The sequence below is a fragment of the Eubacterium sp. AM46-8 genome (assembly GCF_003466705.1).
In the GTDB taxonomy this organism is placed as follows: Bacteria; Bacillota; Clostridia; order Lachnospirales; family Lachnospiraceae; genus Lachnospira.
Window position 1 is genome coordinate 153,685 of record NZ_QSEU01000001.1, and the last position, 22,992, is coordinate 176,676.

Annotated in this window: 18 protein-coding genes and 1 other annotated feature; of the genes, 2 read left to right on the forward strand and 16 right to left on the reverse strand. The window is 37.2% G+C overall.

Annotated elements, in window-relative coordinates; translation table 11 throughout:
* Nucleotides 1–20: 20 nt before the first annotated feature.
* The 3 genes from DW963_RS00790 to DW963_RS00800 are packed head-to-tail and all read right to left on the reverse strand — an operon-like array spanning nt 21 to nt 2,832.
* On the reverse strand, nt 21–1,508 hold the full coding sequence (locus DW963_RS00790; protein ID WP_117913477.1) for an ATP-binding protein: 1,488 nt from the start codon (nt 1,506–1,508) through the stop codon (nt 21–23).
* Nucleotides 1,501–2,190 carry a response regulator transcription factor gene (locus DW963_RS00795; RefSeq protein ID WP_117913478.1) on the reverse strand — a complete coding sequence of 230 codons (690 nt, stop codon included), beginning with the start codon at nt 2,188–2,190 and terminating at the stop codon, nt 1,501–1,503. Before DW963_RS00795 ends, DW963_RS00790 begins: the two co-directional genes overlap by 8 nt.
* 36 nt (nt 2,191–2,226) lie before the next feature.
* Complete coding sequence (locus DW963_RS00800) at nt 2,227–2,832, reverse strand: helix-hairpin-helix domain-containing protein (RefSeq protein ID WP_117913479.1); 606 nt, start codon at nt 2,830–2,832, stop codon at nt 2,227–2,229.
* A 160-nt stretch (nt 2,833–2,992) separates the two neighbouring features.
* Here DW963_RS00800 and DW963_RS00805 point away from each other — a divergent pair, with 160 nt between their 5' ends.
* Complete coding sequence (locus DW963_RS00805; protein ID WP_117913480.1) at nt 2,993–5,719, forward strand: YfhO family protein; 2,727 nt, start codon at nt 2,993–2,995, stop codon at nt 5,717–5,719.
* Nucleotides 5,720–7,096 carry an argininosuccinate lyase gene (argH, locus tag DW963_RS00810; RefSeq protein ID WP_117913481.1) on the forward strand — a complete coding sequence of 459 codons (1,377 nt, stop codon included), beginning with the start codon at nt 5,720–5,722 and terminating at the stop codon, nt 7,094–7,096.
* 530 nt (nt 7,097–7,626) lie between these two features.
* On the opposite strand, the gene DW963_RS00815 is transcribed toward argH, so the two are convergent.
* The 13 genes from DW963_RS00815 to DW963_RS00875 form a co-directional block, all read right to left on the reverse strand.
* Nucleotides 7,627–9,936, reverse strand: coding sequence for a DNA gyrase/topoisomerase IV subunit A (locus tag DW963_RS00815; RefSeq protein WP_117913482.1), 2,310 nt, complete (start codon nt 9,934–9,936; stop codon nt 7,627–7,629).
* 18 nt (nt 9,937–9,954) lie between these two features.
* Nucleotides 9,955–11,871 carry a DNA gyrase/topoisomerase IV subunit B gene (locus DW963_RS00820; protein WP_117913483.1) on the reverse strand — a complete coding sequence of 639 codons (1,917 nt, stop codon included), beginning with the start codon at nt 11,869–11,871 and terminating at the stop codon, nt 9,955–9,957.
* A gap of 18 nt (nt 11,872–11,889) precedes the next feature.
* Nucleotides 11,890–12,888, reverse strand: a complete 999-nt coding sequence (locus tag DW963_RS00825) for a peptidylprolyl isomerase (protein ID WP_117913484.1) — start codon at nt 12,886–12,888, stop codon at nt 11,890–11,892.
* Between the two features lie 16 nt (nt 12,889–12,904).
* Complete coding sequence (gene rlmH / locus DW963_RS00830) at nt 12,905–13,384, reverse strand: 23S rRNA (pseudouridine(1915)-N(3))-methyltransferase RlmH (RefSeq protein WP_117913485.1); 480 nt, start codon at nt 13,382–13,384, stop codon at nt 12,905–12,907.
* A 5-nt stretch (nt 13,385–13,389) separates the two neighbouring features.
* On the reverse strand, nt 13,390–13,653 hold the full coding sequence (locus DW963_RS00835) for a glyoxalase (RefSeq protein WP_117913486.1): 264 nt from the start codon (nt 13,651–13,653) through the stop codon (nt 13,390–13,392).
* 13 nt (nt 13,654–13,666) lie between these two features.
* Nucleotides 13,667–14,449 carry an HAD family hydrolase gene (locus DW963_RS00840; protein WP_117913487.1) on the reverse strand — a complete coding sequence of 261 codons (783 nt, stop codon included), beginning with the start codon at nt 14,447–14,449 and terminating at the stop codon, nt 13,667–13,669.
* An 11-nt stretch (nt 14,450–14,460) separates the two neighbouring features.
* Complete coding sequence (locus DW963_RS00845; RefSeq protein ID WP_117913488.1) at nt 14,461–15,024, reverse strand: Maf family protein; 564 nt, start codon at nt 15,022–15,024, stop codon at nt 14,461–14,463.
* 162 nt (nt 15,025–15,186) lie between these two features.
* Nucleotides 15,187–16,716 carry a hypothetical protein gene (locus DW963_RS00850; protein WP_147347570.1) on the reverse strand — a complete coding sequence of 510 codons (1,530 nt, stop codon included), beginning with the start codon at nt 16,714–16,716 and terminating at the stop codon, nt 15,187–15,189.
* 220 nt (nt 16,717–16,936) lie between these two features.
* The gene (locus tag DW963_RS00855; RefSeq protein WP_117913490.1) at nt 16,937–18,598 is read right to left on the reverse strand and encodes a 2-isopropylmalate synthase; all 1,662 of its coding nucleotides are present in this window, start codon (nt 18,596–18,598) and stop codon (nt 16,937–16,939) included.
* A 99-nt stretch (nt 18,599–18,697) separates the two neighbouring features.
* Nucleotides 18,698–18,954: a binding site (T-box leader), on the reverse strand.
* Between the two features lie 3 nt (nt 18,955–18,957).
* The gene (locus DW963_RS00860) at nt 18,958–20,331 is read right to left on the reverse strand and encodes a hypothetical protein (RefSeq protein WP_117913491.1); all 1,374 of its coding nucleotides are present in this window, start codon (nt 20,329–20,331) and stop codon (nt 18,958–18,960) included.
* Complete coding sequence (locus DW963_RS00865) at nt 20,324–21,472, reverse strand: DUF58 domain-containing protein (protein ID WP_117913492.1); 1,149 nt, start codon at nt 21,470–21,472, stop codon at nt 20,324–20,326. The genes DW963_RS00860 and DW963_RS00865 overlap by 8 nt, the downstream gene beginning before the upstream one ends.
* Nucleotides 21,472–22,407 (reverse strand): AAA family ATPase, encoded by a 936-nt coding sequence (locus DW963_RS00870; RefSeq protein WP_117913493.1) that lies wholly within the window; start codon nt 22,405–22,407, stop codon nt 21,472–21,474. Before DW963_RS00870 ends, DW963_RS00865 begins: the two co-directional genes overlap by 1 nt.
* A gap of 109 nt (nt 22,408–22,516) precedes the next feature.
* Complete coding sequence (locus tag DW963_RS00875; RefSeq protein WP_012739463.1) at nt 22,517–22,972, reverse strand: Lrp/AsnC family transcriptional regulator; 456 nt, start codon at nt 22,970–22,972, stop codon at nt 22,517–22,519.
* Nucleotides 22,973–22,992 lie beyond the last annotated feature (20 nt).

Sequence of the window (22,992 nt, forward strand, 5' to 3'; positions counted from 1 at the left end):
CCGGCATACTTCTGTCTGCATTACTGCTGGCTGTCAACATAATTAAGCGGTATTCTCATTGTAAATGTTGTTCCGATATTCTCTTCACTGTGAACCTTTATTGTACCATGATGCATGAGAATAATGTTCTTCACGATTGCAAGTCCAAGTCCTGTTCCGCCTGTTTCACGGGATCTTGCCTTGTCAACCCTGTAAAATCTCTCAAAAATCTTATTAATGCTTTCTTCTGGTATTCCTATTCCTGAATCTTCAACTCTTATATAGAAATATTGATAGTCTGCATTAAGTGAAACATGTACCCATCCATCTTCCACATTGTATTTGATAGAATTCTCAACAAGGTTGGATATAACCTGTGTCATCTTGACTTCATCAATCTGTGCAACAACAGGTCTGAAACTTTCAAAAAGCAGTTCAATATTCTTTTTCTGTGCCAATGGCTTAAGCCTCTTGAGTGTCATCTCAAGCAGCTCGTTCATATTAACAGATGAAATATTAAGTATTGCTGCTGACTTGTCCATTCTTACAAGTGTAAGAAGATCTTCAATAATCTTACTTTCCCTGTCAATCTCACTTACAATATCCTGCATAAATTCCTGATACACCTCTAAAGGAACATTCTCCTGAGTATTAAGTGACTCTGCAAGCACTTTGATTGACGTAATAGGAGTCTTTAATTCATGTGACACATTAGATACAAATTCTGCTCTGGACTGATCTGTCTCATTAGCCCTGTCCATAATGTTATTAAAATCATCAGCTATCTCACGTATCTCTGTATAACCTTTAACAGGAATCCGCTCATCAGTGTGTCCTGCACTTACATTAGAAACAATATCAAGCACACGCTTTACCGGTCTGTTAAGTAAATATATCCCTATAATAAGTACTACCAGGCATATTGTTATGATAACGACTTTGATATTATTATTCTGTCCGTTAACATCATGAAACATTGCATCAATCTCTGTATAATCAAGATCTGCAATAAGAACAGCTATAAATGTGCCCGAATCATTGTATACAGGAACTGCAGCCTGTATATTGCCGGTCTTCTTATCATATCCTGAACTGTTCTTATGATTACTGAATATATCGAATACTCTTGAATTAAGAATTGTCTTATTCGTATCAATTGAATAAGTATCAACACTGACAACATAATTAAGATCAACAACTCTTATTCTTATCTGGTTAAGTGCTGAATAACTGCTGAGCCTGCTGTTCATATTATTATTCTCTGCCGCATCAAGACTCTCATAATTAGAATACTCTGCTGCAATAAGAACAGCTTCATTCTGTATTATAGCTGTCTGTCTTGTAATTACAGACTCCTTATATATATATTCAAATCCTTCAAATGTACTGATTACAGCCGCCGCAATTATAACTGCAGCAACCGCAAACTGTCTTGTTGAATATTTATTAATGAACCTAAAAAAAGACTCAAATCCCCTGTCAAAAAAGATTCTTCTATGGTCATTTCTTTTCTTATTTTTATTAAACATTAAAATAGTAACCTACTCCCCACTTAGTGTGAACATACTTTGGTTCACTTGGATTATCTTCAATCTTCTCACGAAGTCTTCTCATATGGACATCCACTGTTCTGCCATCGCCTGAATAATCCTGTCCCCAAACAGCTTTAAGAAGGTTATCCCTGCTGTATACCTTGCCAGGATTAACTGCCAACAGTTCAAGAAGGTCAAACTCCTTGGCTGTAAGATTAATCGGTCTTCCCGCAATATAAAGATTACGGCTGTCGCAGTCTATCTTCATATCACCTGCATTAATTATATTACTCTTTGCAACCTTCTTTTCTGTAACTGAATTTCTTCTTAAGATTGCTTTCATTCTCGCTTTAACCTCAAGAATGTTAAATGGCTTGGTAATATAATCATCTGCACCATACTCAAGTCCAAGTATTTTATCCATATCATCACCTTTGGCTGTAAGCATAATAATAGGAACGTCTGAAAATTCTCTTATCTGCTGGCATACTGACAATCCATCAAGCTTAGGAAGCATTATATCAAGAAGGATTATGTCATATTCATTGTTCTTAGCATATTCAAGGGCTTCCTCTCCGTCATAAGCACAGTCTACAACACTGTAATCCTGCATAAGACTGAACTTAAGTCCCTTAACAATCATTTTCTCATCATCAACAACCAAAACTCTGCCTGCCATAATCCACTCCTTTTACTTTTCACCAATATGCCTTCATCATACGCATATGTAATTCCTTATCTTGTTAAATGCAGCTTCCTTAATTCCAGATACTTTCATAATATCTTCTATGGTCTGAAATCTGCCATTATCTGTCCTGTAACTTACTATATCTGCTGCCCTTGAACTTCCTATCCCCGGAAGCGTCATCAGTTCCTCAGCCGTTGCCTTATTAATATTAATAAGCCCATTTGTCTCTTCTTCCATAACAGGTATATCTTCACCATATGATGGTATATATATACGTTCCCCATCATTAACCGGTTCTGCCAGATTTACTAAAGACATATCAGCAGAATCATCAGCCCCTCCCGCCAGTTCAACTGCCTCATATAATCTCATGCCGCTTTGACACTTAACAACCCCTGGTGAATTAACATGTCCGCATATATACACATATATGTCACTGACTAATGTTTCATAATCAGTACCACTCACTTCTTCTGTACCTTTTAAGACACCCTTATCTGCAAATGTGTCCTCAGACGCAGACATATTCTTTCTTCCAGCCAGATATATAACACCTGCTATCATTATAAAAACTGCACATATTGTGTATTGTACAGCTTTTTTGTGTTTCTTATATAATTGCTTGTAATCCATGTACACTCTCCTTAAGTATTACCCTAAGGAAATCCCTTTTGCGTACCTTTCTATTTTACAAAATTGTCCTATCGAATACAAGTCTAATTTAACTATAATTGTTTACACTTTTTTCGTTCTTTGGTAAAATGTTACTATTATCGGCTAAGGGAGGAAAGCCATGACATCTTCAAAGAAATCAATTCTTAATTCTAATCTGACTTATGTAATAGCATTTGTGCTTCCTTTAATTATGATGGTAGCACTCTATTATACCCGGGAAATATTTCCATGGGGAAGCGACTGCTATCTAAGATCAGACATGTATCACCAGTATGCCCCTTTCTTTTCAGAATTGTGGCACAAGATAAGGAATGGTGAAAGTCTTACCTATTCATGGGATATTGGTATGGGAACTAACTTTACATCATTATATGCGTATTATCTTGCCAGTCCTGCGAACTGGTTTATTGTATTATTTCCGCAGAAATATATGATTGAGATTATGAATTCTCTTATCATATTAAAAATTGCTGGCAGCAGTCTTGCAATAACATATTACATAACTAAACATTTTAATACTAAAAACTGTATGGCTGCCCTGTTTGGCATGTTCTATGGAATGTCCGGATTCATTGCAGCATACAGCTGGAACATCATGTGGCTTGACTGCGTAATGTTATTACCACTTATAATGCTTGGTCTTGAAAGACTTGTTAATGAAAATAAATGTATCTTCTACTGTGTAACACTGGGATTATGTATATTTACCAACTATTATATTTCAATCATGGTATGTATTTCTGTTGTTATTTACTTTATCGTACTTATGATTTCATATAATGGTCCGGTAAGCATATTACAATATGTAAAGAAATTCATTAATTTCTGTATATATTCACTCCTCGCAGGCGGACTTGGTGCCTGCCTTTTACTGCCAGAATTTTATACATTTTCTTTATCTGCATCAAGTGACACTTCATTTCCTGCACAGTTAAAATCATATTTCAGTATACTTTCAATGCTTACAAGGCAGCTTATTAATGTTCCTGTCCATCTCGGACTTGAACATTTTCCTAACATATATTGTGGTGTTGCTGTATTTTTGCTTATTCCGCTCTATGTTATGTGCAAAAAAATCAATGCCCGTGAAAAAATCGGAAAATGTATAATTCTTCTGATTTTCTTAACAGCATTTAACCTCAATATACCTAATTATATATGGCACGGGCTGCATTTTCCAAACAGTCTTCCATGCAGACAGTCTTTTATCTACATATTTTTTGTTCTTACTATGTGTTTTGAGGCTGTATATAATATAAAAGAGTTATCTAATAAACAGATTGGTACTTCATTATGGATTTCAATCGGTCTGCTTGTTCTTTTTGAACAGTTATTTATGGCGGAGGGAAGTACTTATTCATTCAAGATTGCATATGTAAGTGGAATATTCATATTGTTATATGCTCTTCTTATGTTTATTAACAATAATGCAAAGCTTAAAATACCGCTTGTACTTCTGCTTACATTTTCTGTATCAATCATAGAATGTACTCTTAATATGGATTCGACAGGTATCGGTACAACGAGCCGTACATCATATCTTCTTGATTATGATGCAGTAAAGACTGTTACTAAAACAGTTGCTGATAACGACGATTCATTTTACCGTATGGACAAGCTTTTTGGTGCAAGAACCAAAAATGATGGTGCATGGCATAATTACAAAACTGTATCCACATTTTCTTCTACATGTAATGCAGGTATATCAAAACTATTCAATTATCTTGGTTTAGAGAATTCAACCAATGCATATGGATGCAATGGTCTCACAGAAGTAACTGATATGATATTCTCTGTTAAATATACCATAAGCAACAAGCTTCTTGCAGAAAGTAATTTAAGAAGCTACTATACAGGAAGTGACGGTGAGTTCATATATAAAAATAATTATACTCTTCCGATAGGATTTGCTATTAATGAACAGTCTGCTTCCAAAATGAATTTCATGACTGCCAATAACAGTATTGAAAACCAGAATCTTATGATTCAGAATATGACAGGGATAAGTGATGTATTCACTGTAGTTGATAAATTTCCTAACGAATCAGAGTGTACTATAAAGCCACAAAAAGATGGACATTTGTATCTTATAGCTGCCAACCAGTCCGTTGATTACATAACCGTAACGCTTAATAATTCAGACAAATCTTATTCTTACAGTAACTTAAAGAGTAATAACAGAATTATTGATGTAGGTTATGTCACAAAATCTGACACAGTGGAAGTTACCGCCGAAACAGGTATGAATCTTACTGCTTATATGCTTGATTCTGATAAGTTAATCAAAGCTTACAATATTCTCAATGCAGAAAGTTATCAGGTTGATTCATATACAGATACTCATTTTAAAGGATCAATCAGCTTATCTTCTGACAAGACTGTTCTGTTTTCTATTCCGTACGATGCCGGATGGTCTGTATATGTTGATGGCAAACGTGTAGATACATTTGTATGGAAGAACGCTTTGTTATGTGTTGATGTTCCAGCCGGAACACACTCACTTGAATTAAGGTATGTTCCACACAATTTAATATTGGGTTGCGTTTTAACTGCATTTAGCATTATTATATTGATTGGCATATATGTGTCTGCCCGTCTTATAAGGAACGGCAGAATACATACTTATAACTGGCCTGTTTTCATCAGAAAGTATCTTGAACTTCCTGTTATAGAATCTGTTGCAGAATCTCATTCTGATAATGAGGACTACAATTTCCTTAATAAGAATATACAAGAAACTATTCTTGATGAAATGAATGATTTTGATAATCTCGAATCTCCGGATTTCGAAGATGATACATCAGATTATAATTTAAAAGACAATGAAACCAAGGAGGATTTATAAATGAAATTATGGGGTGGACGATTCACCAAAGAAACTAATGAGCTTGTTAACAACTTCAATGCATCAATTTCATTTGACCAGAAGTTCTATAAGCAGGATATTGAAGGAAGTATCGCACATGCTACTATGCTTGGCAAGCAGGGAATTATTCCTGAGAACGAAAGTGAACAGATTGTAGAAGGTCTTAAGGGCATTCTTGCTGATATTGAATCAGGAAAGCTTGAAATCACTGATGAATACGAGGATATCCATACATTTATGGAGGCTACCCTTATCGAGAGAATCGGTGATGCTGGAAAGAGGCTTCACACCGGACGAAGCAGAAATGACCAGGTTGCTCTTGATATGAGACTTTTCACAAGACAGGAAGTTCTTAATACTGATGCTGAGCTTAAAGAGCTTATGGCTGTTATCTTAAGAATCATGAAAGAAAACACTCATACATTCATGCCTGGATTTACTCACCTTCAGAAGGCACAGCCTGTTACTGTTGCTCATCATTTTGGTGCATATTTCGAAATGTTCAAGCGCGACAGAAGCAGACTTCGCGACATATATGAAAGAATGAATTACTGCCCTCTTGGTGCAGGTGCACTTGCAGGAACAACTTATCCATTAGACAGAGAACTTACTGCTTCTCTTCTCGGTTTCTACGGACCAACACTCAACAGCATGGATTCTGTTTCTGACAGAGATTACCTTATTGAATTCTTATCTGCATTATCAACTATCATGATGCATTTAAGCCGTTTCTCTGAGGAAATATGCATCTGGAATTCTAATGAATACAGATTCATAGAACTTGATGACGCTTTCAGTACAGGAAGCTCTATTATGCCTCAGAAAAAGAACCCTGATATCGCAGAGCTTGTAAGAGGTAAGACAGGCAGAGTATATGGTGCTCTTATGAGCCTTCTTACAACAATGAAGGGTATTCCTCTTGCTTACAATAAGGATATGCAGGAGGATAAGGAATTATCATTTGACGCATTTGACACAGCCAAAGGCTGCATCAGCCTTTTCAAGGGCATGATTGATACAATGAAATTCAATAATAAGAGAATGGAAGCTTCAGCAAAGAACGGCTTCACTAATGCTACTGATGCTGCTGACTACCTTGTTAAAAAGGGAGTTCCTTTCAGAGAAGCCCACGGTATTGTCGGCCAGCTTGTTCTTATGTGCATTGAGAAAAATATTGCACTTGATGACCTTTCACTTGAAGAATACAAGGCTGTAAGCCCTGTATTTGATGAAGATATCTACGAGGCAATCAGCCTTCAGACTTGTGTAGATAAGCGACTTACTCTTGGTGCTCCGGGACCGGAGGTTATGAATAAGGTTATTGCTATTTATGATAAATATATGGAAGAGAATTAAATAGTATTTCGGGGTTGTACAGGATGTTGGGGAGATGTAAAGATAACTTCAGGTAAACTGACCTAGTGGCTGTAAATGCCGCTATATACAGAGTTTATTACGGGGAGGAAAAGCAAACGCGCTTCGCTTGAACGAGCTTTTCCTCCCCGCTCTTTTGTATACAGCGGCATATAACACCCACACGGTCAGTTTACATTCAGTTATCTTCACATCTCCCCAACATCCCCGCCACCACAAATAAACAGAGCTTAGCTGTAGCAAAAAGCTTGTAATAATGATCATATATATGAAGGTTGGTTGTCATGTCGAAGAAGTGCTTCACACTATCACAACTAAATTGTAAGCTGTCCGTGTGGGTGTTAATACCGCCATATACAAAAGTTCGGTGCTGGAAATCTCGTTCAAGCGAAGCGCGTTTTGATTTCCAGCACCGTTATAAACTCTGTATATGGCGGCATTTACAGCAACTAGGACCGCTTACCTTAGTTGTGATGGTGTGAAGCACTTCTTCGACTCCCCAACCGTTAAAATCATACTCTTATCTTAGTTCCCTTAGTATCCCTGTGTGCCGTCTTCATCTTGGCAAAGCTGATACTCTTGCCCTTATATTCCATTGTGAACTCGTCACCTTCTGTAAGCAGGAATACATCTTCTATATAATCATCCTTTGAAAGCTTGATTCCTCTTACGCCAACAGCACTCTTCTTCTTCATTGGAATGTCTGTTAATGGAAATTTTAAGAACACTCCATTTTCTGTCTGTACAATTACATTCTGGTTGCTCTCGACAACCTCTTCTTCCTTGATTTCTCCATCAAGTGAGAACTTTGAATAAATCTCTACTCTTGCGTCTGTTGAATACATTCCGATAAGCTTATCTTCATCTGCTAATTTGGTACATGCAACTGTACGCTTTGCAACCTGGAATTCTTCGCTGTCTACAAGCTTCATCATTCCCTGTCTTGTGACAAACAGCATTTTCTGATTCTTAAGTCGTTCAAATGGAGTAATGTACACAATTATCTCCTTAGAGCTGTCATAGTTACACAGATTATCAATCGGTGTGCCTTTATCTCTGAACTTAGTGAATGGCAGATCCTTTATCTTTAACTGATGCATGTCTCCCGTATCAGTAAATATGCAGATTTTATCTGTGTTCATTACCGGAATGACATATTTGTTCTCATTAAATACAGCATCTTTATTTCTCTCAAATGCAGCCATATCAATGGTTCTTGCATATCCGAATCTGTCCATAATAAACATAACTTCCATCTCTGGAATCTTCTTTTCCTCAAATACAGCAGCTTCGCCGTCTTCAATTACAGTTCTTCTTTCAACACCATATTCCTTCTTAATATTAAGAAGGTCAGACTTGATAACCTTAGCCATCTCTTTTCTGCTGCCAAGTATCTTTTCATACTTCTCAATCTTCTTGACACATTCATCATATTCCTTCTGAAGATTAAGAATTTCAAGGCCAATCAGCTTATACAGACGCATTTCTAATATTGCGCCAGCCTGTCTCTCTGTGAAATCAAGACCTGCAGCCTGCTTTTTTGACTGCTCTGACTTAAACTTGATTCCCTCGACATTACCATTGACAAGGCAGTCCTTAGCCATCTTAAGATTAGCACTGCCTCGTAATATCTCGATAATAAGGTCAATAATATCACATGCTCTTATAAGACCTTCCTTAATCTCCCTGTTAGCCTTCTCCTTTTCAAGAAGTGTTGTGTACTTTCTTGTAGCAAGCTCATACTGGAAATTAATGTGGTGTTTTATTATATCCTTAATACCTAAGGTCTCAGGTCTTCCATCAACGATAGCCAGCATATTTACGCCAAATGTATCTTCCAACTTGGTCTTCTTGTAAAGAAGATTTTCAAGATTCTTGACATCAGCGTTCTTCTTAAGTTCAAGGACAATTCTTATTCCTTCCTTAGAAGATTCATTGGAAATGTCGACAATATCGGTAGTTTTCTTAGTTTCTATAAGGCTTACAACATCAGATATAAATTTACCTATGTTAGCACCAATCATTGTATATGGAATCTCTGTAATAACAAGCTTGTCCTTCTCAGAACGGTTCTTGGCAGGCTCAAATACAACCTTGCCTCTTAACTTAATCTTACCTGTTCCAGTCTCATATATTGCACCAAGCTCGCTTTTATTAATTACAATTCCACCTGTAGGAAAATCCGGCCCAGGGCAGAGCTGCATAAGCTCGTCTGTTGTGATATCCTCATTATCCATATATGCACATACTGCATCAACAACCTCTGAAAGATTGTGTGGAGGGATATTAGTTGTCATACCAACCGCAATACCATCTGCACCATTTACAAGCAGATTAGGTACTCTTACAGGAAGAACCTCAGGCTCTTTTTCTGTCTCATCAAAGTTAGGCACGAAATCCACAACATTTTTATCAAGGTCAGCAAGATATACATCCTGTGTGAACTTCTTTAACTTAGCTTCTGTATATCGCATGGCGGCAGCTCCGTCACCTTCGATAGAGCCAAAGTTTCCGTGTCCGTCAACAAGCGCCATACCCTTCTTAAAATCCTGTGAAAGTACAACAAGTGTCTCATATATTGAACTGTCACCATGTGGATGGTATTTACCCATTGTATCACCAACGATACGTGCAGACTTTCTGTGAGGCTTGTCGTAATTAAGCCCCAACTGGTCCATGGCATACAGCACTCTTCTCTGTACCGGCTTTAAACCGTCCCTTACATCAGGAAGTGCTCTTGCTGTAATAACGCTCATGGAATAATCTATATAGGACTTCTGCATAACCTCAGAATACTCAGTCCTTATAATCTTCTCAGCCATTTTCTACTCCTTTAGCTTTTACGCATCAATCTCAGCTTCATTAGCATGCGTATATATAAATTCTCTTCTAGGTGGTACATCTGTACCCATAAGCATTGCTGTAACCTCAGTTGCAAGCCTAGCGTCCTCAATCTCAACCTGCTTTAAAATTCTTGTTTCAGGATTAAGAGTTGTCTCCCATAGCTGGTCAGGATCCATCTCTCCAAGACCTTTGTATCTCTGAAGTGTAAATGTTCCTGAAGTATGCTTCTTTCTGTAATCCTCAAGTGCCTTGTCATCATATAGATATTCACCCTCGCCCTTCTTAGGAACAACCTTATAAAGAGGTGGTGTAGCAATATATACATGTCCCTGATTAATAAGCTCAGGCATGAATCTGTAGAAAAATGTAAGAAGCAGTGTATCAATATGTGCTCCATCCACATCGGCATCAGTCATGATAATAATCTTATTATATCTTAATCTGCTGATATCAAAGTCATTGCCGTAGCCCTCTAAAAATCCACAGTTGAATGAATTAATCATTGTCTTAATCTCGGCATTGGCAAGTACCTTATCTATACTTGCCTTTTCAACATTAAGAATCTTACCTCTGATTGGAAGAATTGCCTGAGTTCTTCTGTTTCTTGCAGTCTTTGCTGAACCTCCAGCTGAATCTCCCTCAACAATGAACACCTCACATTCCTCCGGATTCTTGCTCTCACAGTTGGCAAGCTTTCCGTTGCTGTCTATAGAGAACTTCTGCTTTGTAAGCATATTTGTCTTGGCTTTTTCTTCCGCTTTTCTTATCTTCGCAGATTTTTCGGCACATGCAATTACTGCATTAAGGTCGTCCAAATGTCTGTCGAAATAAAGCTGTACCTCGTCTCCTGTTACATTTGCAACAACTGTACCAGCATCCGGATTATCAAGCTTGGTCTTGGTCTGTCCCTCAAATCTTGGTGCAGGGTGCTTAACTGCAACAACTGCAGTCATACCATTTCTTACATCAAGACCTGTAAAGTTCGCATCCTTATCCTTTAAGATGCCAAGTTCTCTCGCATACTGGTTGATAATCATTGTAAACTTGGTCTTAAAGCCTGTAATATGCGTTCCACCCTCCTGAGTGTATATGTTATTACAGAAGCCAAGAATATTTTCCTCAAATTCATTAACAAACTGAAATGCTACTTCAACCTCAATATCTTCCTGCTTCTTCTTAAAGTAGACGATATTGCATACTGTCTCTTTGCCATTGTTAAGGTCTTTGATATATGCCTTAAGTCCGTCAGGCTCATGGAAAGTTTCCTTATCCTCACTGCCCTTTCTCTTATCTTCAAACTCAATTGTAAGCCCCGGATTAAGATATGCAGTCTCATGAAGCCTGCTCTTTATCGCGTCTGCTTTGAATCTAGTCTTTTCAAATATTTCTCCATCAGGAAGAAATGTAACAGTTGTACCAGTATCATTTTTTCTGCATGTACCAATCTTTTCAAGCGGCGCTGTTGCTTTTCCACGCTCGTATCTTTGCTTGTACACACCACCATCAACTCTTATCTCAACCTCAAGCCATACAGAAAGTGCATTAACTACAGATGCACCAACGCCGTGAAGTCCTCCTGATATCTTATATCCGCCATCTCCGAACTTGCCGCCTGCATGAAGTACTGTAAATACAACCTCAACCGCAGGTATTCCGGCTTTAGGATGGATTCCGATAGGAATACCTCGTCCATTATCCTTGATAGTTGCTGTTCCATCATCATTAAGAGTTACATTTATCTGTGTACAAAAACCCGCAAGATGTTCATCCACTGAATTATCCGCAATCTCATATATAAGATGATTAAGACCTTTTGTTCCGACACTTCCAATATACATACCTGGTCTCATTCTTACCGCTTCAAGACCCTCCAGTATTGATATACTGTTAGCATCATATTTATTAGCTGCCATTATTAATTACTCTCCTCTTTACTTTCCAAAATACGCATTGAAAGTATCCTCAAAGCTGCTTCCCAACGTATACGCATCCTGAATACTTAATTTCTTCCATTCGCTATTATTAAATTCCATATATATACCAGCTTCATATTTCTCAAAATCAGTATTAAACTGCTCTAACTTTCTCTTTTCAAGAATTGCAGACTTATTAACCTCGGTCTTAGCCTTATCATTATCCGATGTACATCTTATAATGTAATATCTGCCTGCTGACTCAACTATACTGCTCATCTCACCAGTAGACAGATTGAATGCTGCTTTTTCAAATGCTGCATCCATCTCGCCACGTTTCAGTTCGTACTCATATTCGCCATCCGCATTGTATTCCTTGGCAACAGCAAAGAATGAACTTCCTGAATTCACAAGATTATATGCTTTATTAATATCTTCCTCTGAATCTGATACAATATACTGGATATCAATAACTCTTGCCTCATCTGCGCTTACTTCAATATCCATGCTGGAAGTAAGGTCATCGTAGAGTTTCTGTGCTATTGCAAATTCAGTAAACATTGTATTCAGTTTATCCTTAGTTATTCCTGTACTGCTTATCTGCGATTCTGTTAATTCATTGTAAAATGCATCAACAGCCTTACCCACAGAATCTTTTTCTTCTCTTCCAAGCACAACACCGCGTTCCTTAGCCTTAACATTCATAGCCTTGACGCGCATTAACTTACTCTTAATCTGGTCCTTAATATAGCTTTCAAAATCAGCATCACCAATTTTCTCTCTCCATATATTACTGCCAAACATTTCCTCATATTCCTTCTTCACATCAGACATGAGAATATCTGCCTCGCATGTATAAGTTATCTTCTGTCCTGCTGTCTTAATAAGCTCACCGCTCTTCATTCCTGTTGTAAAATATATCAGACGTCCATTAAAGAACTTAATATATCCTGCAACCAATAAAACTACAACAAGAATAACTGCTAATATAATAAATGGTTTTTTTCTTCTTTTCATATTCTATCCTCTTTAATTATTTGTGATATGGCTCATTCTTCATAATCCTGTAAGCCCTGTATATCTGTTCCAAAAGAATAACTCTCATAAGCTGGTGTGGAAATGTCATCCTTGAAAAACTCAGCTTATAATCAGCTCTCTTAAGTACTGCATCTGCAAGTCCCAAAGAGCCTCCTATTACAAATGTTATGTTACTTGTTCCTTCTATTCCAAGTCTGTCAATCTTCTCAGAAAGTTCAACAGAATCAAGCATTTTTCCTTCTATTGCAAGTGCACATACATAAGCATCATCTTTAATGACAGAAAGGATTCTCTCCCCTTCCTTATTCTTAATCTGTTCATTGACAACATTACTTGCATTATCCGGTGTTTTCTCATCAGCCAGTTCAACTATATCCAACTTACAATATCTTGAAAGTCTCTTGGAATACTCATCAACTGCCTGGGTATAAAACTTTTCCTTAATCTTGCCTACACATACAACATTTATACGCATCTGTACTATCCTTCCACGAAGAAATATCCGCCATTATCAAGCTTGAATACTTCTAACTGCTCAAGAAGCTCATCATTGCTTAAATCAGATACATCCATACCTTCATCATCCATAACTTCTCTTAACTCTTTAATATCCTTGCAGTATACTGCCATACAGTCCTCTAAGAATTCCTTAGCCTCCTGTAAATCATATGCAACAGGCTCATCGAAAAGCTGTTTCTGATCTCTTAAAAACACCTTCGCACACTCATCAATATGTTTATCCATAACTTAAATCTCCTTATCTTATATCCTTAAATTGCTCTCTTAATGTTCCTTCTACCCATCCTGTTACGAAACGCCCGTGTTTCTTAACATCTTCTATAGCTTTCTCCATAACATATGAATAATATACCTTATCCAACATAGCGATATCATTATAATTATCACCAAATGCCATACATTCTTCAGGTTTTAAGCTGAAATATTTCTGTATCTGTTCAATTCCTCTCCCCTTATTGACATTAGTATCCATAAGGTCTAAGTAAAGTTCTCCTGATACAAGTACTGAAGCCTTATCACTCCATTTGTTAATAAAATGTTCTTTAGAGTTCTTGATTCCTGTCATATCACACACAGCTATCTTTAATATATCCTCATCAATGTCAGTAAACTTATCGACTAATGTAGTATGATAATTGACCACTTTTGTCATTCTGTAATAATATTCTTCAGACTTAGGCTTAATATATGCCGTATGTTCTCCTGATACAAGCACCTCACAATTAGGCTGCTCAATTACATCCTCAATTATCTCTAACGCAAGCTTCCTATCCATCGCAGTCTTTCCAATAGTTTCACCCTTGTATTCCACAAGAGCACCATTCTCTGCAATATATGCAAGCTTATCACTGACAGCGCCAAAAAGTCTCTTAAGACTCGTTATCTGCCTGCCACTAGCTGGTGCGAATATAACGCCTTTGTCAACAAGTTTATTGATATACTGTATAGCCGATTCATCAATGCTCTGTGCTCCGTTAAGAAGCAGTGTCCCATCAAGGTCACTTGCTACGAATTTAACCATATGTTTTCTCCTTAAAATACTTTAAGCTCATGTACAAGTCTTGCAACAGGCAGTCCGACAACGTTATTATAGTCGCCTTCAATCCCCTTAATGTATGCTGCGAATTTTCCCTGAATGCCATATGCACCAGCCTTATCCATAGGCTCTCCTGTGCTAATGTAATCCCTGATTTCCTCATCAGTCATATCATATACCCACACATCAGTCTTTTCATAAAAACTTACATTCTTATGTGCACTGCATATAGTTACACCTGTATACACCTGATGTATCTGACCTTCTAAAGACTTAAGTATTCTGAATGCATCCTCTTCATTCTTAGGCTTGGTAAGAATCTCTCCCTTATGGTAAACAATAGTATCTGCACCTATAACAATTACAGAATCCTCTTTATCTGCATATTGCTCTAATACAGACTGTGCCTTAGCAGAAGATAATTCTCTTACATAATCTTCCGGCTCCATCTCTTTAATATTCTCATCTGCATCACTTGTAACAACAGTAAAATCAAGTCCTACCTGACTCATTAATTCTCTTCGTCTTGGTGAACCCGATGCAAGTATCAAATGTTTCATAAAACTTCCATCTCCTTGTTCTTCACTGTATTTTGTGTTTAGAGCCTACTTTGACTCATACATATTGCATTATAGCATAAAAAAACAGAGTGCTTCAATACCACTCCAATAAAAAAGGCACAACAATATATGCTGTGCCTTAATAATAATTAATAGTAAATATTATTTTTTATTATTCTTCTTGCTTATAACAATAACTGTTCCGAATATAACAACTGCTGCTACAAGAACTATAACATATACCCAGACATGATTGTTGTCACCTGTCTTTACAACTTCTTCATTAGCAGCAACTTCACCATTCTTTCTTACTCTTGAACCATCAATTGCCACTCCGTCTTTTCCTGTTACCTGTTCTTCATCTCCAGCAACTTCGCCACTCTTCTTAGTAACATCTGTGCCTGATATATCATCAGCTTTCTTAGTCGCATCCCCTGTCTTTATCGACTCTTCAGCTTTTGTTGTATCATCAGCTTTAATTACTGCATCAGCCTTTGTTGTATCACTTACTGTAGTTTCTTCAACTGCCTTTGTTGTCTCATTTACCTTTGTTTCTTCAGCTGCCTTTGTTGTCTCATTTACCTTAGTCTCTTCAGCAATCTTTGTGGACTCATCAACCTTTGTCTCAGCAGCAGTTTCCTTTGCTGTTGTACCTTCCTGCTGGCAATCAGATATGAAATGCATCTGACCATTAATATTAACGAATGTATTTGCAATTGCCCTTCCATTGCATGTTGATGTAAGTGTAACATCTGCTCTTGGAGCAACTACTATACCACATATCTCCCCCATGTTGAGCTTACCTGAAACATTAACAGCATTAAATATTACTGTATCAGATATATCAACATCTGTTAATCCGCCTGAATTCTTTCCATTAATGCTGAATCTCTTAACCTCTGCATCTCCATCTGCACCTAAAAGATTCATAATAACAAACTGACCATCAGCCTTATTAGTTATACTTAACTGACCTTCTCCATAATAAGTTGATACTTTATTGCCCTGCCAGTCTTTATAATTACTTGCATACATATTAACAACTACAATCTGCTTATCCTTAAATGATGAAAGATCAATCTTTTTCTCATCATTAGCTTTGATAACGATGTCAGCTTCTTCATCAGAAATATCTGCATATTCTTTAAAATTGTCATACACCTTATCAAGTGCTGCAGTTACGTCCATATAATCTTCAGCATAATAAACATTGATTGTATCTTTACAGTTGTTGACGTTAATGACAGCCCCTGTTCTTTTTCCGTCAGCACCTTTAATATAACACTTGTTCTCCGTCGGAACATAATCGTAATCTGTTCCTAGAACAAGATTATTAAATGCATTCCTGTCAATAAACACCTCAGCCGAACCTGTGTTATCAAAACTTCTGATATAAGTTGTTCCCACACTCATATCCAGCCAGGCACTCAGCCACTGGTCTGTTATGACAAGATTATTGGTTGCAAAACATGTCTGATTATGATTAGCGTTCTTAAATTCATCTGCAACCACACCATATGGCTTAGCTGCTCCTAACAGTTCATCAAGTACATCCTGTGTCTTAGAATATGCCCCAGCCTTTAATGAAGTTCCCGCAATCACAGAACCAGCAACCATTACTGCAACAAGAACACCACTAATAATTTTCTTCGACTTTGCACTCAAACTACTTAATCGTTTTCTTAAAAACATTACCATCCCTCCGAAATGTTTGAATCAATAGTTTTACCCCTTTAACTATATTTTCTCCCCACAAGCGTATAATAGCATTAGTACTATAGTACCGCTTCCCCCTTTGAGGGGGATTTTTTAATTCTACATAAATAAAACAACCCATGTTCCTTAATCGTTATCATTCTAGTATACGTTAAGGACATGGGTACTATTACAGATTATTCAATTAAATAATATATTAAGCTTCAAGACTTCTGTTCATGGCTGACTCTAACGCATCAATAGAAGCTCTGATGATATCATGGTCTATACCAATACCAAAGTAATTCTTTCCATCATCTCCTGTGATACCAACATATGCAATGGCACTAGAATCAGAACCCTTCTTTAATGAATGTTCTTCATAACAGAAGATATCGCAAGGCTTTCCAAAGTGGCTGGCAAGAGCATTACTTACAGCATCAAGACGACCATTACCGCCATCTTCAACATTGTACTTCTCACCATTCTCATTAATAGTTACGACTGTCTGTATTCCATTAATCTGCTTGAAATGTACTTCAGAAATCTTGAATACTGGTGTGTATTTCTTATATCTCTTCTCAAATATCTCAAGAACTTCATCTGCTGAAAGTTCCTTATGATTAACATCCGATACATCTTTAACAGCATAACCCAGATCTTCTCTCATAGCCTTAGGAACAATCATTCCATAATTATGTTCAAGGACATAAGCAACACCACCCTTACCAGACTGGCTGTTAATTCTTATAACATCTGAATCATATGTACGTCCTACATCTTCCGGATTAATTGGAAGATATGGAACTGTCCATTTATTAGGATCATTTTCTATTCTGTAATGCATTCCCTTAGATATAGCATCCTGATGTGAACCTGAGAAAGCTGCAAATACAAGCTTACCACACCATGGATGGCGGTCATCAATCTTCATCTGTGTAAGTCTTTCAAATACTTCTGCAAGATGTGGCATATCAGAAAGATTGAGTTCAGGATTAACACCCTGCATATACATATTCATCGCAAGTGTAATAATATCTACATTACCTGTTCTCTCACCATTACCAAAAAGTGTTCCCTCAATTCTATCTGCTCCTGCAAGAAGTCCTAACTCTGCATCAGCAACACCTGTCGAACGGTCATTATGTGGATGAAGAGAAATAATAACATTTTCTCTGTTGTGCATGTATTTAGACATATATTCAATCTGGCTTGCAAATACATGTGGAAGTGACATCTCAACTGTAGCAGGAAGATTGATGATACATTTCTTATCAGGAGTTGGCTGCCAGATATCAACAACAGCGTTGCATACCTCAAGTGCATACTCTGGTTCTGTTCCTGTAAAGCTCTCTGGACTGTATTCAAAAAGGAAGTTTCCTCCATCAGCTTCAGCAAGTTCCTTTAATAACTTAGCACCTTCAATAGCAATCTGCTTAACTTCTTCCTTAGACTTCTTGAATACCTGTTCTCTCTGTGCTAATGAAGTAGAATTATATACATGAACTATTGCTCTCGGAGCACCCTTTACGGCTTCAAATGTCTTCTTAATAATATGTGGTCTTGCCTGGGTAAGAACCTGGATTGTAACATCATCAGGAATCATATTCTTCTCAATAAGTGTACGGCAGAACTCATATTCTGTCTCAGAAGCTGCAGGGAAACCAATCTCAATTTCCTTAAATCCAACTTCAACTAACATCTGGAAGAATTCAAGCTTTTCATCAAGACTCATAGGTTCAACAAGAGCCTGGTTACCATCTCTTAAATCAACCGAACACCAGATTGGTGCCTTATCAACATACTCCTTGTTAACCCAGTCATTGCACTTAACTGGTGGCATAAAATAGCCTCTTTCATACTGTCTGTAATCAAACATTCCTAAAACCTCCTGAAAATATAAATATGTATTGTTAATAAGTAAAGGCTTCCTTAAAGATAAGCATAAAAAAATCTTTCGTCCATGGGCAATTCTACCCAAAGAGACGAAAGATAAATCTCACGCGTTACCACTCTTCTTCATAGCTATGCTATGCACTCACTGAATACGTACAACAAATGTATTGCATTATATTCTGTCCACTATAACGGTTGGCTTCCGGCTACTCCTACTTCTCATAATGATTTCAGGTAGCAGCTCCAAGGCGAGTTCAATAAGTTCCTTCGACTGCCTCGCACCACCCGGCAGTTCTCTGACTCTGGTTCCTATCTAATAGTCCTCTTCACAGCATTTACTTATTATGTATGCTTATTATACTTGTCATTTTTTATAAAGTCAAGCATAAATTCAAGTTCTTCTTTGGAAATATTCTTATCAGAATATCTTGCTTTTTCATAACTTCTTGTAATTCTTTCAGCAGTCACAGCATTTGAAGTAATATTATTTCTTGTGATATCCTCAGGCTGCATATAAGCCAAACTTTTTGCAGCCATCTTTTCTTTTCTTTTTCTCTTATCCGGCATCGCTGCATTTTTAAATGCTTTTCTATATTGCATATTAACCGCAAGATTGGTTTTCTCCACAGCATGCTTAGACCTTCTGATTTTTCTTTCATGCCTGCCTGTTCCTATGAATTCAACTTCATCTCCATTATCATCCCCTGATTCCTTGAACTTTCTCGCATATCTTACAATAACATATATAACAGCAATCAATAACCCTGTAATAATAACCACTGTGAAAGCAACGAAAACTGCCTGCATAACAGGATTATCCGCATATTCTTTTATCTCTGTTTCGTCATACAAAGCATCATCCTTATTAATTGGTTGAGTTGGCTGCTGAGGCAGAGCTTCGTCATTTTCTTTCATAAGCATGAGCAGCAATTTAAGAAGCGGTCTGAATACTACACCTAAGATACTTCCCATCAGTGCAAATATATTACCACCATCTCCTCTGTAGAACAGAAGCATTCCCATTATCATTAATACAGCTACAACAGCCACAGTTGCCATATTAATGCCTGTTATTCTTCTTGCTGGGAATTCGGATTTACCTGTATTACTTATAAATAAATCATTAACTCCTTTAAGCTGATTCCCTATAAGGAAAAGAATTATAAAAAGGGCAAACATCAAAGATTCAAAACTTACAAGTTTTGTACTGCCATTCTGTCCTCCAAATGTACTTCCAACAATCATAACAATGCAATACACCACTGACATTCTCTCTGTTGTCTGCATTACCGCTTTCTTTTCATCATCATTAACATCTTCTGTTTTAGTGCTGAACCGCGACTCCTTCATATATTCAGTTTTTCTTACATTAGCAATCCTTACACTTACAGATCGTACACATACAACAAACACACTTACAAAATATGCCGTACTTTCAGCATCTGTTCTTCCAAGCATAATTGCTGCTGCAATAAGTACTATATGAATCATTGCAAAAAGAAACAACGACTTTATATATTTTCTTGCAAAAAATGTAATAACTACAGGAATAGTAACCAGCGTGGCATATAAAATATATTCATCAGATTTTTTAACAACCCCTAGAATTATCATTGCAGCAAATGCCATAAAAACAACACACTGACTAAGTAATTCCACAACTGACCGTGCCGCATATAATGTTTTATTTCCTGAACGCGCAACAGACTCACTCATATTGCTTCTCCTCACTTAACTTCCCATCCAACCGGCTCAAAATCACATAATTCCAGTCCATAATCATCTCCTGGAAAATGTGGTACAATCCATACCATATCCGCCTGAAGCCTGCTGATTTTATTAATAACACTCTGCAATTTCTTTCTTCTGCTTGCAGAGATAAAACATATACATATCCACTTTCTATTCTCATATTATCCGGCTCAAGAATTTTTTCAAGCATAGCAGAGTATTCTTCCATAGCAATTCCTGTATCAATTCTTGCAAGTGCAGTATTAATATTATTGAGATGTCCTGTTCCAGAACCATTATTTATTACAACCGGACTCTTTGTATCAACATCACATCCATTGCTGAGCATTGAAACATTTATTCCACATGCAATTAGCATCTGTGATATTCCTGCTGCAATACTTATAGCCTGTTCGTCAACCGCATCATACCTTAACACTCCGTCTTCTTCGAGATTTAGCAGAATGCATACATTCCGGCTGACAGACTCATCATATTCATTAACCATAAGATTGCCGGTTCTTGCCGTTGCTTTCCAGTTGACATTCTTAAGGCTGTCATTACCCGTATAGTCTCTTATTCCTCTGAATACAAATGGATCTTCAAGCATATATTTTTTTCGTTCTACTTCTCCTGAAATCCTGCTGTTCACTGGTTTTAACACTGTCGGGTCTGCCGGTTTTGGATATACTGTTATTTCACAGTTATTACCAGTCTTTAGAACATTAATTTCATTCATAAACAAGCCGGAAAATACAATCTCAAGGCCTGAAATGCGGTAAACGCCCCTTCTTGTGCACCTGACAGGAACCTTTCTTGTAATTCTCTGATTAGAAAGAAGAGAAAATACATCATTACGGTAAGTCTTATCCGATACGCTTGAATTAGTATCTGAACCTGTAAAAAGCAATTCTCTTGCAGCCTGAAATTTAAGATTAATACAAGGAAGTGGCAGTCTCTTGGCATTAGTAACAACTTCTGTAATATTAACAATATCATCCTTAACCACATGCTTTTTATCAAATTCAAGACTCACTGTAAGATTTTTATTCCAGTTATATCTGTACACAAGCTTTACAGCAAGGTACACAATCAGTACACCTAAAAGCATTAACAAAACATTCATTATCTATTCCAATCTTCAGTAGGAACTGCTGTTTTCGAGACAACATTGCCTATGATTTGTTCTTTATTATCTCTGTTCATAAAACCAGCCTGTAAAACAAGTCTGTGTGCCCATACATATGGTGCCAAAATCTTAATATCCTCTGGCACAACATAATCTCTTCCTGATACATACGCATATGCTCTTGCAGCATTCAGCATGCCAAGTGTTCCTCTTGGACTGACACCTGTTAATACATTTTCTTCATTTCTTGTCATTCTTGCAAGTTCAACAATATACTCAATAAGCACCGGATGAATGTATACATTCTTAGCATCTTCCTTCATTGCAATAATATCCTCACAGGTTGCCACTTTTTCAAGAGTTATTTCTGGATTAGATGTAAGGAATCTGTTAAGAATGAGTACCTCATCATCTTTTTCCGGGTATCCCATATTAATCTTCATAAGGAATCTGTCAAGCTGTGCCTCTGGAAGCTGATATGTTCCTGCTGTTTCAATTGGATTCTGCGTTGCAATTACTATAAAAGGTTCTGCCAGTTTAGAATATTCTCCATCAACAGTAACCTGATGTTCTTCCATACACTCAAGAAGTGCCGACTGAGTTCTCGGTGTTGCTCTGTTAATCTCATCAGCAAGAATAACATTAGCAAATACAGGACCTCTTCTGAATACGAACTCCCCCTCTTTCTGGTTGTACACATGTACGCCTGTTATATCAGACGGCAAAAGGTCTGGTGTAAACTGAATTCTTGAAAATTCACCATCTATACTTTTGGCAAATGATTTCGCCATCATAGTCTTTCCTGTTCCCGGAACATCTTCAAGAAGAACATGCCCACCGGCAATAATACTTGTCAGAACAAGTTCCGAAACATTTCTCTTTCCCACAATCACCTTACTTACATTATCTAATATATCTGAAGCCTTACTCATAATTCCTCCTCGTAACACGAAATTTAAACTTAGATAATTATAACAAAAACACTGCCAAAACAGCAAGTGTCTGACAGTGCTAATAGGTGAAATAATTATGAACTTTTGATTAATTATCTGTAGGCATCTCCTGATTAACATCAATACCTCTTGGCGCAACAGGTGTTGAGAACACAATCTGTGTGCTTGTTCTTCCGAATTTCTGAAGCTGGCCGATAAATGTATCAAGTTCCATAGTGCTCGGGAACATAACCTTTAATAGCATTGAATAATTACCTGTTACACAGTTACATTCAACAACATTAGGGCATGACTTGATAAATGGATAGAAATCCGGTTTCTGCACAGGAGCAACTTCAAGATTAATAAATGCTGTTATATGATATCCCAGCTTTAACTGATTAATCTTAACTTCATATCCTTCAATAATCTCTTCCTTCTCAAGTCTCTCAATTCTTGCTGAAACAGCCGGTGATGAAAGGAAAACATTCTCGGCGAGTGCCTTTAATGGCATTCTTGCATTCTGCTGTAATAATGTAATTATCTTCTTATCGATTTTATCCATGGCGTGAACCTCCAGATTAT